10 protein-coding genes and 1 pseudogene are annotated in these 12,524 nt (G+C 64.8%); 8 read left to right on the top strand and 3 right to left on the bottom strand.

The genetic code is table 11. The features are described 5' to 3' along the window. The coding region (locus tag VKI00_RS10300; protein ID WP_324437320.1) for a DUF308 domain-containing protein at nt 1–250 on the top strand (250 nt) is incomplete at its 5' end. 142 nt (nt 251–392) lie between these two features. Further along, nucleotides 393–626 (top strand): SRPBCC family protein, encoded by a 234-nt coding sequence (locus tag VKI00_RS10295; RefSeq protein ID WP_324437318.1) that lies wholly within the window; start codon nt 393–395, stop codon nt 624–626. Between the two features lie 204 nt (nt 627–830). Here the strand turns inward: VKI00_RS10295 and VKI00_RS10290 are convergent, their stop codons facing one another. From VKI00_RS10290 to VKI00_RS33765, 3 genes are all read right to left on the bottom strand, one after another. After that, nucleotides 831–1,049: a hypothetical protein gene (locus VKI00_RS10290; protein WP_324437316.1), complete on the bottom strand. Its 219-nt coding sequence runs from the start codon at nt 1,047–1,049 to the stop codon at nt 831–833. Nucleotides 1,050–1,443: 394 nt separating this feature from the next. Continuing rightward, nucleotides 1,444–3,534, bottom strand: coding sequence for a glycogen debranching protein GlgX (gene glgX / locus VKI00_RS10285; RefSeq protein WP_324437314.1), 2,091 nt, complete (start codon nt 3,532–3,534; stop codon nt 1,444–1,446). Further along, nucleotides 3,534–4,781: an MGH1-like glycoside hydrolase domain-containing protein gene (locus VKI00_RS33765; protein ID WP_414687164.1), complete on the bottom strand. Its 1,248-nt coding sequence runs from the start codon at nt 4,779–4,781 to the stop codon at nt 3,534–3,536. The genes glgX and VKI00_RS33765 overlap by 1 nt, the downstream gene beginning before the upstream one ends. Nucleotides 4,782–6,981: 2,200 nt before the next feature. Here VKI00_RS33765 and VKI00_RS10275 point away from each other — a divergent pair. The 6 genes and pseudogenes from VKI00_RS10275 to VKI00_RS10250 all read left to right on the top strand — a co-directional run. Continuing rightward, nucleotides 6,982–7,470 (top strand): hypothetical protein, encoded by a 489-nt coding sequence (locus VKI00_RS10275; protein ID WP_324437310.1) that lies wholly within the window; start codon nt 6,982–6,984, stop codon nt 7,468–7,470. Between the two features lie 87 nt (nt 7,471–7,557). Beyond that, nucleotides 7,558–7,782, top strand: a complete 225-nt coding sequence (locus VKI00_RS10270; protein ID WP_324437308.1) for a hypothetical protein — start codon at nt 7,558–7,560, stop codon at nt 7,780–7,782. A gap of 215 nt (nt 7,783–7,997) precedes the next feature. Next, complete coding sequence (locus VKI00_RS10265) at nt 7,998–8,882, top strand: hypothetical protein (RefSeq protein ID WP_324437306.1); 885 nt, start codon at nt 7,998–8,000, stop codon at nt 8,880–8,882. Between the two features lie 492 nt (nt 8,883–9,374). Then, complete coding sequence (locus VKI00_RS10260) at nt 9,375–10,127, top strand: GAP family protein (RefSeq protein ID WP_324437304.1); 753 nt, start codon at nt 9,375–9,377, stop codon at nt 10,125–10,127. Between the two features lie 393 nt (nt 10,128–10,520). Continuing rightward, complete coding sequence (locus VKI00_RS10255; protein WP_324437302.1) at nt 10,521–11,393, top strand: hypothetical protein; 873 nt, start codon at nt 10,521–10,523, stop codon at nt 11,391–11,393. A 327-nt stretch (nt 11,394–11,720) separates the two neighbouring features. Beyond that, a pseudogene (locus tag VKI00_RS10250) lies at nt 11,721–12,524 on the top strand (IS21 family transposase); the annotation flags it as partial.

Raw genomic sequence — 12,524 nt, 5'->3', positions numbered from 1 at the left:
GTCGTCAAGCAGCGCCCCCGGACGCGGGTGGGCGATCTTCTTCGGTTTCATCACTATCATGGCCGGCATCATCATCGCCGGCATCGTCGTACTGGCGTGGCCGTTCGATTCGATCGCCATATTGACTCTCGTCGTCGGCATCTGGCTCGTCGTCATCGGTGTGTTCGAGATGGTGACGGCTTTCGGGATCCGCAAAGACGCACAGGACGCCGCCCGAAGAATCGAATCAGCTTACAAACGGGCCAGCTGACCTACCGCGCCGTAGGGTGCCGGTCACTTCGGCGGGGATAACGGCCTTCCAGGACCTCAGCAAACCGCGCCAACCCCGAGGATGCCGTCGGTCAGCGAGATCACCACGCTGCTTCGGCTCGGCGCCTACGGCGATGACGATCATGTCCACTGACAGCGCGAGCGAAACGGTGCAGATCGAGGCGCCGTTCGCCGAGGTGCTGGCGACCATCCGTGATGTGGAGAGTCAGGCGGAGTGGATCCCGGAGATCCTGGAGGTCGAACTGCTGGAGGTGTATGAGGAGAACGACTTGCCGGCGACCGCCCGGTTCAAGGCGTCCGCGACCGTCGGTACGGACGGGTACACCCTGTCCTACGAGCACCAGGTCGACGCATGAACTGGACGATGGTGGAAGGAAGGTTGCAGACCGGAGAGTCATCAAGGGTCTGGTCGACAGCACATTGACTGGCTTAAAGAAACATCTTGAGACCTAGCGAGGTCAGCAGGCGGTTCGTTCCGGCCGGGCCGATGGGTGGTGTTAGGCGGCAATCGGCAGTGTCTTAGATGCGTCCCGCCAGCTCTTATCGCTCAGGCTGCGTCGCTACTTGTCCGCAAGCCCGTGCGCGTGCGCGTGGAGTTTGCTGGCTTCCTCGACGTGATGCCTGGCCTCGTTGAGATGACCCTCTGCGACGTGCGCGAAATGGCCGGCCTTCTCGTGACGGTCAGCCTCATGGTGTTCGGCGGCGGCAAGATGGTGCTTGGCGGCCAGTCCGAGCGCAAGCGCGGCCTCGCGATGGTGCCTTGCGGCTTCTTTGGACATGTGCGTAATCCTCTTCGAAATCTCTAGTGCCAAGGCTCAGTCTGAACCCATTGCGAACAGTACGCCGTCATTGTCAAAGGGGAGCTAACGAGCGAATGAACGTTGCAAGCTTTTCTTTCGCGTGTGCGCCGACATTTCAAGGCATTTCCGTTGAGCCCGTGCTGCTTGAAATCGTCCGGAGGGTTTCCCTTAAAGGGGCTGCTCTTCGTGATGAAGCGTGGTAGTGGTCGGGTGACACAGTTGGTTGCCTGAGCTTGGGAATGGCCCTCGGGCCTCATGATTCGTGGTGCTACGGAACACGAACACAGGAAGGCCCCCAGGTGATTGGGAACAGTTGTGCCACGGCGATGCTCGGGCTAGCAGGCATGGGCGTGTCGGCGGCCTCGGATGGCGGTCAGGGGTGCGAGCGGAGGACCACCGCCGACCGCGGTCCGACCTCGAGGGAACCCCCGTCCGTGCCGTTTCGTGCCGGGTCGTAGCTGTCACACATGATGTCCCAGCCGCGCGATGAGACTTCTTCGGGCACAACGAAGGTCAGCGGCTCCCACCAGCCGTTGACGAAGACGAGGAAGTCGTCGTCAACCAGGGGGGTGCCGTCCTCGTCGAGGTCGGGATCCTTCGAGCCGTCGACCAGCAAGGCGATACTGCGGGCGCCCGGATCTGCCCAGTTCTGGTCAGTCATCTCCGCACCTGACGGGGTGAACCAGCGCAGATCCGCAGCCGCTGCCCCGGTGAGGAAGCGGCGCCTGCGGAACACCGGGTGACGACGGCGCAGCGCGATCAGGTCTCTAGTGAACTGCAGCAGTTCGCTGTCCATCGTCGACCAGTCGAACCAGGTGATCTCGTTGTCCTGGCAGTAGGCGTTGTTGTTGCCCTGCTGGGTGCGGCCGAGTTCGTCGCCGCCACACAGCAGCGGGACGCCGGTCGAGAGCAGCAGGGTGAGCAGCAGAGCGCGCTTTTGGCGAGCCCGCAGGGCCAGCACCTGCGGATCGGTCGTGGGCCCCTCCGCCCCGCAGTTCCAGGACCGGTTGTCGTCGGTGCCGTCGCGGTTGTCCTCGCCGTTGGCCTCGTTGTGCTTCTGATTGTAGGAGACCAGATCATCCAGGGTGAATCCGTCGTGGACAGTGACGAAGTTGACCGACGCGCTGGGCCGGCGCCCCTCCTCGGTGCGGTCGTAGATGTCGGCGGAGCCACACAGCCGCGACGCGAAATCTCCCAGCAGCCCCGGGTGGCTGCGCCACCAGTCCCGCGTGGTGTCGCGGAAGCGGCCGTTCCACTCGCTCCACTGCGGCGGGAACCGGCCCACGTCGTAGCTGTCAGACCGGCCGACATCCCACGGTTCGGCGATCAGCTTGATCGGTGAGATGACCGGATCCTGAGCCACGATGTCGAAAAAGGCCGAGAACGGGTCGAAGTCACCTTCCTGCCGGCCCAGGGTGGGTGCCAGGTCGAAACGGAAGCCGTCGACTCCCATCTCGGTGATCCAGTAGCGCAGCGAGTCCATGATCATCTCCAGTGCCACCGGGTTGCCGGTGTTCACCGAGTTGCCGCACCCCGTGGTGTCGAGGTAGCGGCTGGGATCGGACGGGTCGAGGCGGTAGTACGCGGCGTTGTCCAGGCCGCGGTGACACAGCGTCGGGCCGTCGGCGCCGGCTTCGGCCGTGTGGTTGAACACGACGTCCAACAGCACCTCCAGGCCGGCCGCGTGCACGGTGTCGACCATGGCGCGGAACTCCTCGACCTGGGCGCCGGGTCGACCGGCCCGCACCGCCGCGGAGTATCGGGCGTGCGGGGCGAAGAACCCGGTCGTGTTGTAGCCCCAATAGTTGGTCAGGCCCCGCTGCACCAGGAACGACTCGGGCACGCTGTGGTGCACCGGCAGCAGCTCCACCGCGGTCACGCCGAGGTCGACGAGGTGTCCCAGCGCGGCCGGATGCGCCAGCCCCGCATAGGTTCCGCGCAGCTCGGGCGGCACGCCCGGATGGGTCGCGGTGAACCCTTTGACGTGTACCTCGTAGATGATCGTGTCGGCCAGCCGGTGCGCCGGCCGGGACACCGTCGAGGCCGGCGCCGGGGCCATCACCAGGCTGCGCGGCACCTGTCCCGCCGAATCCAGCGGGCTTGCAACACCGGGATCATCCGGTGTGTGCGCGAGTACCTCCGGCCCGAACCGCACCTCGCCGGCGATCGCGCGCGCGTAGGGGTCGAGCAGCAGCTTGGCCGGGTTGAACCGCAGGCCGTGGGCGGGATCATAGGGTCCGCTGACTCGAAAACCGTAGGCCTGGCCAGGGCCCACGCCGGGCACGAAACCATGCCGGACGTCGCCGTCGCGGTCCGGCAGCACCAGCCGGGTCTCGGCGCCCTCGGCGTCGAACAGGCACAGGGTGACCTCGTCACCGGGCGACGAGACGGCGAAGTTGGTGCCGTGCGGGCCCGGGGTGGCGCCGAGCGGGGCGGGCCGGCCGGGCACGATCTTCAGGCCCATCAGATCTCCTCACCCCGTACTAGCCGTTGGATGACGCCCGACGCCGCGGGGTAGGCCCGGTGGCGGCGCAGGATCACGTCGGCTACCAGCCCGGTCCAGCCGGTCTGGTGGCTCGCGCCCAGCCCGGCACCGTTGTCGCCGTCGAAGTACTCGTGAAAGAGCAGGTTGTTGCGCCATCGTGGGTCGGTCTGCAGCCGCTGCACCCCGCCGAAGCAGGGCCGGTGTCCGTCGGCGTCGGCGAGGAAGATCGAGACCAGCCGTTCCCAGAGATGGGCGGCGACCACGTCCAGGGTGGCGCTGGTTCCCGATCCCGTCGGATATTCGATCGTCAGCTCGTCCCCGAAGAACTCGTGGTAGCGCTCCAGCGCGGTGGCAACAAGGTAGTTCAGCGGGAACCACACCGGTCCCCGCCAGTTCGAGTTGCCGCCGAACATGTCGGTGGTCGACTCGGCCGGCTCGTAGTCGATGCCGGCGTGCACACCCTGGATGTCCAAGACGTAGGGATGCTCCCGGTGGTATGCGGACAGCGAGCGGAGCCCGTGCGGCGAGAGGAACTCCGCAGGATCGAACAGGGTGTGGAACAGGCGGCGGACCTGGTCGCGGCTCGTCACCCCGACCAGAAGCCGCCGCTTGCCGGGGTTGCCCCGCAATATCCCGGCGGCGACGAGGTCCTCGGTCCGCCCCAGCCCATGGTGTCGCAGGTAGTCGGCGAACATCTTGTCGGTCACCGCCGACTGGTCGATGGCCTCCTCGGGCACCACCACCGCCGCCAGGGGCGGGATCATGGAAACCATCGAGCGCACGCGTACCGGCACCGCACTGCCGTCGGGCAAGACGAGGCGGTCGTAGAACAGGCCGTCCCGCTCGTCCCAGACGCCCACGGTCCCGAGCGCTTCCGCGATGCCGGCGAAGTGCTCGAGGAACTTCTGCACCAGGTCGAGCGCGGGTCGGTGCCCCGACCCCTCCAGGATGGCTGCGATCATCGCCATGGACAGCGCGTAGCTCGCCATCCAGCCGGTGGCGTCGGACTGTTCGAGGACACCGTGAACGGGAAGGTGCGAGCGGTCGAGGGGCCCGATGTTGTCCAGCCCCATGAACCCGCCCTCAAACACGTTGCGGCCATCGGCGTCCTCCCGGTTCATCCACCAGGTGAAGTTCACCAGCAGCTTGTCGAAGATCCGGCTGAGGAAGTCGATGTCGCGGCCGCCGTCGATGGCGAAGACTTCCAGCGCCGCCCACGCCTGCACCGGGGGGCTTGACGTCCCCGAAGTCCCACTCGTAGGCGGGCAGGGCACCGTTGGGGTGCTGGAACCACTCGCGGCACAGGAGGGAGAGCTGGTACTTCGCGAACGCCGGATCGACGTGCACCAACGCGATGCAGTGAAATGCCAGGTCCCATGCCGCGAACCAGGGGTACTCCCAGGTGTCCGGCATGGACATCACGTCGAATGCGTCAAAGCTGCGCCAGCGGGCGTTGCGGCCGTATCGCCGCTGGGCAGGAGGTGGCGGCTGGGCCGGGTCGCCGTCGAGCCACCGGGACACGTCGTAGTCGTAGAACTGCTTGCTCCACAGCATCCCGGCGAACGCCTGACGCATCACAGCACCTTCGTCGGCCGACGCCGAGGCCGGGGTGAGCTCGGCGTGGAACTCGTCCGCCTCGGTGCGCCGCTGGGCCATCACCCGGGTGAAGTCGGCTCCGAGCGCGGTCGCCGGGTCACCTCCAGTGCCCGCCGGCCGCAGGCGCAGCCGCAGCTCGGCGGTCTGGCCGGAGCCCACCGTGACCCGGTACCACACCGCACACTTGCTGCCCCGTCGCTGCGGGTTGACGGTGTCGGTCCCGCAGATGACGTGGTCGTTGATGCCGTCCTTAGGCCACCGCGAGGCCGACGTAGCACCGTAGAGCCGCCCGAGGTTGGTGTCGTTGTCGCAGAACAGCAGCTCCCGATCCCCGCCGTTCGGCGGCGGCCCGGCCAGCAACTCAAGCTCGCCGAGGAAGGGATGCTCGACGGCCACCGTCGCGCCGGTGGTCGCGGCCAGCGTCGGCGCGGCCACCCCGACATCCCAGGACCAGGTGTTGCGGTACCACAGGGTGGGAAGGACGTGCAGGAGTTCGGTGTCCGGCCCGGCATTGGTCACGCTGACCGTCATCAGGACGTCCGTCGGGTCGGCCTTGGCGTAGTGCACGTCGACGACCCAGTAGCGGTCATCGACGAAGATTCCGGTGTCGAGCAACTCGTACTCGGGGTCGAACTTGCCGCGCCGCCGGTTCTCGTCCAGCAGCTGCTGGTACGGGAACGCCCGCTGCGGGTAGTGGTAGCGCCAGCTGTTCCAGGCGTGGCTGGGCAGCGCGTCGAGGTACCACCAGTACTCCTTGACGTCCTCGCCGTGATTCGCCTCGGCCCCGGTCAGCCCGAACACGCGCTCCTTGAGGATCGGGTCGCGCCCGTTCCACAACGCGAGCGCCAGACACAACCGTTGTTCGATGTCGCAGAAGTCGGCCAGCCCGTCCTCGCCCCAGCGGTAGGCGCGGGAGCGTGCGTGGTCATGCGGCAGGTAGCTCCAGGCGCCGCCGTCGGCACTGTAGTCCTCGCGAACCGTGCCCCACTGCCGTTCGCTCAGGTAGGGCCCCCACAGATACCAGTCGCTGGCCTGCCGCAAGCCCTGGTCGAGCCGGCCGAAGCCATCGATCCGCTGTCGCTCCGCGGAACCCGTCATCCCGAACCTCCCAGGGTCGGGTGCTGACAGGAGGGCATCCCGACAGCACGCGTGGGTGAGGCGCCGACTCGATGTGAAGCACCCGAAGCACGGCCTCCCCGCGGAACAGTGTGTGTTACCACGCACACTAGGTTCGTCGTATCTGTTAAATCCTTTGGAACACATCGATAAAACCTGTGGAACACATCGAGGCATGTATTGCATCGTGTGGTGACGGCCGGGCGGCCGGGACGGCTTCGGCCCGATCGGTGTCGCGACGACATTGCTGATGTGGTGCGGGGTGATCGGCATCGGATGGGTCGTGACAGCGTGCCCGGGCGCGGTCCGAAGGGCCGCCGGCAGTATTTTCGTCAGCACGTGGGGACATGTCGTCGGCACAGCCGGAAGCGCCACAGCGCCTGACGGTGGCCGAGCGGCAGGAGCTGGGTAAGTCGAAGCGGACACAGCTGCCGCGGTCGTCTCTGGCGGATTATGTTCCCGCGCTTGACCGTCCGGATCCAGTGGCGTTGTTGGAATCGCAAGCCGTCACCCGTCTGCGGAAAAATGCCAATACAAATTCGCGCCGCTGACGCCGAGATATTTGGTGGTGTCCTTGCCGCCGACCGTAGGATGAGCACGGGAATTTCTTCCTGGTAAACATGTTCGGGACCGTGTGCAACAACCGGGGATTCATATGTATGTAGGGTTCCCCTGTATTTAGTCAGGCCCCCACCGAGGTACGCTAAGTGGGTTTTGCGGCTGCTGTTTTCACCAGCTTGGAAGCAAATTCACGGTACGACAAGGAGATATTATGGCGAACACCGAATCCGAGACTTTACCGAGGTGGCGGAACGGACCAAGCAGGCCGAGGCGAACATCAAGAGCGCCGATGCCAAGCGGCGCGCCGATCTGCAGGACCGGGTGAACAAGGCGCACGAGCTTTCCAAGGAGCGTGCGGACAAACTGAGCCAGAAGAGTGACGAGGTCAGCGAAGAGGCGTCGGCGCTATGGCGGACGGCGAAGGCGAACTGGAACACCCACGTGCAGCACCTGCACGACAACGTTGCAGACAAGCGGGCCAGGCTTGACCTGCGCGCGGCGCTGGGCGAGGCCGACTCAGCGGAGCGTTACGCAGCTTCTGCGGTGGACTTCGCCTTGTCCGCCATCGATGAGGCCGAATACGCGGTGCTGGATGCGATCCTGGCCCGGGTCGACGCTGACGATCTTGCAGTCAAGAGCTGACGGATTCAAGCAGGGCGTGACCCGACGGCGCCGACCGTCGGATCATTGTCTGTGGCTCGGGATGGAAAGCACCGGAAAGGAACAGAGATGAGCGTACCCAGGGACATTCTGCGGGTCGTCCTGCTGGCGGCAGCAGCAGGGTTGCTGGCGGTCGCAGCAAACGTGTTACGCGGGAAGAAGGCGACCGCCGACCTGACCACCCAGCAGATCGAGGAGACGATCTCGGCACTGGACCCGACAACCCGTGCAGCCGTCATCGCCCGACTGACGGCCGACGCGGGACAGCAGGTCAAGAAACGCTTCGGCCATTGACCCGATCTCCGGTGTGAGTGGGCAGATTCGGGCTGGCTCACCGCGGGAGGATCGGGGCTGAGCCATGAACTTGTCTGCGTGGACCGTCGAGCCCGGGTCGTCCACGAGCGAGATTCCCGGTGGGTTGTCCCTGAGTGCTACCGTCACCTCACCACAACTGGGACTACCACGTCGCGTGAAGTTGTGCGCGAGACGTTCGAGGAGTTCGCCGACCTATGAGCGCACGCGGCAACCGAGAGGACGTCCATCGGGGGCTCGCGGAGCGCTACCGGCGGCTGGCGGAGTCCCGCAAGAAGGGGCCGGCCGCCGCGGTCGCCGCCCGCTTCACCGAGATCGACGGTGCCACGCTGGGCGGCCTCGTCTCGATCGAGCTGTTCACCACGGTCATCCCCCTGATCATCATCGGGTTCGACTACTTCTCCGGATTCGCGGAGAACGAAAGTCCGGGCGCACTCATCATCCGGGAGCTCGGCCTTGTATACCCCCTGACTGAACGGGTCCGCGCCGCGTTCGGCGATTCCTCGGGATTTCGGTCGAGTTGGACGTTCATCGGCGTCGCCGGATTCCTCGTGTGGGGAATCCCGATGTCGATCACCATCGCCGGAATCTTCGCCAAGGCCTGGCGCCGTGAGCAGTTCGGGCTGGGCCAACGGCTGCTGCGGGGCGCCACGTGGTTCGTGCTGTACCTGACGATGATCGGCCTTCGTGAACGGATCGCCTTCGGCGGCGAACACGCCGGTGCGATGCGAGCGCTGCTGTTCGTGGTGGCCCTGGTGCCGGTCTGGGTCTTCTGGTCGCTCACACCGGTTCTGCTGGTCCGCGACGGCGCCCGGGGGTGGAGCTACCTCGCGCTCGCCGGGCTGGCCGGGGTGGTGATCGACGGGACCATTCTCCCGCTCGCCGCCCGGATCCTTTTCCCGCCGTTGCTCAACGGTTGGAACGGGTTCGGCCCGATCGGTGTCGCGATGGCATTGATGACGTGGTGCGGGGTGATCGGCATCGGATGGGTCGTGACAGCATGCGTGGGCGCGGTCCTGTGGGAGCGCATGGCCCCGTCCGACACGGTCATCGAGTCACAGACAGCCGAAGTCACCGCCTAGCACCACCGGTGTTGCCCAAAGCGGTCCGGGCCGCGCCCGGATGCCGCCTGGCATCGACCCCCGCTCTGCGTGTCGAAAGTGATGGTGCGCCGGCGGGGATGATCGCGGGGGCGGAATCCTGTTGTCCCAGGCGCTCCTCGTGAGGAGGACAGTTGTTGTCGGACAGCCTCGTTGCGGCACGCGGCCGGCCTCTAGCTGCGGTGCGACAACGGTATTGACCGACACTCCATCATTTCAGTCAGTCTTTCGATCGGAGAACACGCGAGCAGGCGCCACCAGCCCGAGGGTGCCCCTACGCGGAGAGACTGGTCAGTGAGCAGCGGGTCGGTGGGCACTATGCGGAGTGGACCTTCGTATTCCTAGCCCCGGTCATTCATGACTGGGTTCGGATCGGGGTGAGAGATTATGTTGGGCGGGGACGAAACTCCACCAAGGGCCGCGTAAACAGTTCGAATGCAATGTTGGCGCCGCATCGATGCAAGAATTAGGTTGATGTGGTTCACGGTGATCTTGATGGCGATCGTGGCTGCGGTCGACCCGATGCGGGTCGCGACGATCGTGGTCATCTTGGCCAGGCGCCGACCCGTCCGGCATCTGGTGGCTTACCTCATCGGCGGCTTCGGGGTGAGCCTGATCGTCGGTGCCGTGATTCTTTTCGCGCTCGAAGGTGTTGGCGTCGGCAGTCGCAGCGGGATACCCGCTGAGATCGAGATTGCGGTGGGGGTGCTTGCTCTTCTCGCTGCCGCTCTGGTGGGCAGCGGAATCGCAGACAAAGTGCGCAGCAGACGACAAGCGCGACGCATCACCGCCGGCGGTGAGGACGCCGACACCACCACCACCACCGCCACCACCTCGGCGGTGCCGCAAGGCATCGAACAGTTGGCGGCCTTCCAGAAGCTGCCCGGGCCGATTCAAAAAGTGCTCAGGAGCGAGTCGGCGTGGGTCGGCTGGATCGCCGGCGTGGCGATCGGTATGCCCAGCGCCTACTACCTTGCGGCGATAGCGGCAATCCTCGGCGCTGGAGCCGGGGTTACGTCCTCGGTCGCGGCACTGATCGTCTTCAACGTGATCGCATTCATGCTGAGCGAGGTTTTCCTTGTCAGCTTCTTGTCGGCGCCGGAGGCGACACGCGAGCGCGTCCACCAACTGTATGTATGGACACAAGATCATCACCGGCTGGTGGTCACGGTCTTGGCTGCAATAGTAGGTGTTTACCTGCTTATTGTGGGAATCGGCAAATTGTGAGTCCAGAGGCGTTCTGACTTCACGATGGACAGAGATCCGCATTTGAGCACGGTCATTTCCAACTGAACTGCCGCCGACTTCCTGCGCTCTTGCTTTGGCTGGTCGCGTCCGGGAGTCAGACACACATGCGCGTTCGTACCCACCGGTTCGGAACGGATGAAGGGATTCGATCGCCGATGTCGGCGTTCCTCGGCGGGATCGGCCGGGTATCGACACTGGTCGCGTTGATCCTCGCCAAGGTCTTCACCCACCGCGCTGACCATCCGCGGTCTTAAATCGTCGATTTCGGAGACAATGTGGGCGACGGTCCGGTGTTTTGGGACATGGCACCGGGGGGCCCGTCGGTCGCTAGCGGCGTGGCGTTCGCAGAGGGATAGGGGCATGATTGCCCGTGTGATCAAGAAACTGTCAGACAGGTACAGGAAGCTAGCAGACTGGTATCGAGATCAGAATCGAGTGAGGTCTCTCAGCGGTTTTGAGCGCAGGCTCAACAGATCGCTTTGGACATTGTTGGCAATTGCTTTCGTTTACTCCTTGGTATACGCCACGGTTAAACACGTGGTATTCGCCCCAGTTGCTGAGCTTTTTCATGAGGGCCCACGGTTAGGCGTGGTGTGCTACGACCTCGCCATCGCGTACATCGGGGCGTTCACCGTCTATGCCTTGAACATCCGGCTCCCGCTGCGGCGGGATCGCCGCAATGTCTATCAATTCCTGGCACCCCTCACCGGTCGGGTCGTCGGCGAGGCAGCGGGTCTCATGACCGTGCTCAACATAGCAGCAGGCGTTGATCCAAGACGTCAAAACAGCTGGCGCAATGTTCAAGACACTTGTGAACGGATTAGGCCTGATATGCCAGCCGGGTTGCGAGTAACGACAGCCTCGGGCTACCGACAGGGCACCGTGATCGATGTCATCCGCTTCCGCATGGATCGCGCTCGCGACGTCAATCGGGAGATCCTTCGCTTTGCGACATTTCTCTCTTCTGACCTCATCAAGCACGTTGTCGCAATCGAAGAGCATGGGTACTTCCGGCTTTTCGACACCCTGTCCCAAACAGGTCGGCTCGAACAGTTAACTGACCTGTCGGTGATGGCTAGAGAAATCTTCGACTACCTTCAGCTTGCCGATCATGTCGACGACTACCGCCACGAGTTCCTTCCGACGACATACCGGATACCACCAGAGTTGATCGCTGGAAGTGAACGAGACAGCGGTGTCATCCCGCTGCGGCGGGAGATGAACAGCGGATGGTCCGAAGGCTGAAACGGCGACATTCCGCCAGTCGCGGCGGGGGTAGAAATCAGCCATCGCGTGGCGTTAGCGGTGACTAACTGACATCCTGCTGACCTGATTTTATCCCCAAGGGCTGGCGGCTTAGTCAGCTCACGTCCAACCAGAGCGGGGTCAACCAGTTGTCGGTTGCCAGGTGGAAGGGACCACCTGAGCGGTGGTTTTGCCAGCAGCATGGGACCACCGGGTTTGCCATTAATGGGACCACCGGCTTGCCACTGATGGGACCACCCGGCGTGGCTTCCACGCTCTCGGTCGTGTGGCCGCTGTATTGGCGGCATGACGTATCGGGAGTTATCGATGATCGAAGTGAAAGAGATCCTGCGGCTGTGGCTGGATGGCCGGTCGCTGCGGGACGTGAGCAAGCTGGCGGGGGCGGACCGTAAGACGGTGCGCCGTTATGTGGACACCGCACGCGCGTGCGGGATGGACCGCGACGGCGGGGCCGCCCAGCTCAGCGATGAGCTGTTGGCGGCGGTGGTGGTTGGGGCTCGGCCGCAGCGACCGACGGGCCGGGGTGCGTCGTGGGGTGCGCTGGCGGGCCAGCATGAGCAGTTGAAGGCTTGGACTGATGCGGGCCTGACGCTGACCAAGATCCACGCGCTGCTGGGCCGCCGGGGTGTGGTGGTGTCCTATCGCACCCTGCACCGTTATGTAACAACGGAATTGGGTTTTGGTCAGCGGCGGGCGACGGTGCCGGTGGTCGACGGTGAACCCGGCAGTGAGGTGCAGGTCGACTTCGGTCGGCTGGGGCTCATCCCGGATCCGGTGCGCGGTAGCAACCGGGTGGTGCACGGGCTGATCTTCACCGCGGTGTATTCGCGGCACACCTTCGTCTATCCGACCCACGAGCAGACGTTGGCGGAGGTGATCGCCGGATTCGAGGCGGCGTGGGCGTTTTTCGGTGGGGTCTTCGCGGTGGTGATACCGGATAACATGAAAGCGATCGTCGATGCGGCGCACGCGACCGAGCCGCGCCTGAACGACGCGTTCCGCGAGTACGCCCAGGCCCGGGGCTTCGTCGTCGACCCGGCGCGGGTGCGTCATCCTCGGGACAAGCCGCGAGTCGAGCGGTGCGTGAGTTATGTGCGTGCGAATTTCTTT

This window comes from Mycobacterium sp. (genome assembly GCF_035314665.1).
GTDB lineage: Bacteria > Actinomycetota > Actinomycetes > Mycobacteriales > Mycobacteriaceae > Mycobacterium.
The sequence above is the reverse complement of the archived record's forward strand: the minus strand, read 5'-3'. Positions and strand labels throughout refer to the sequence as shown.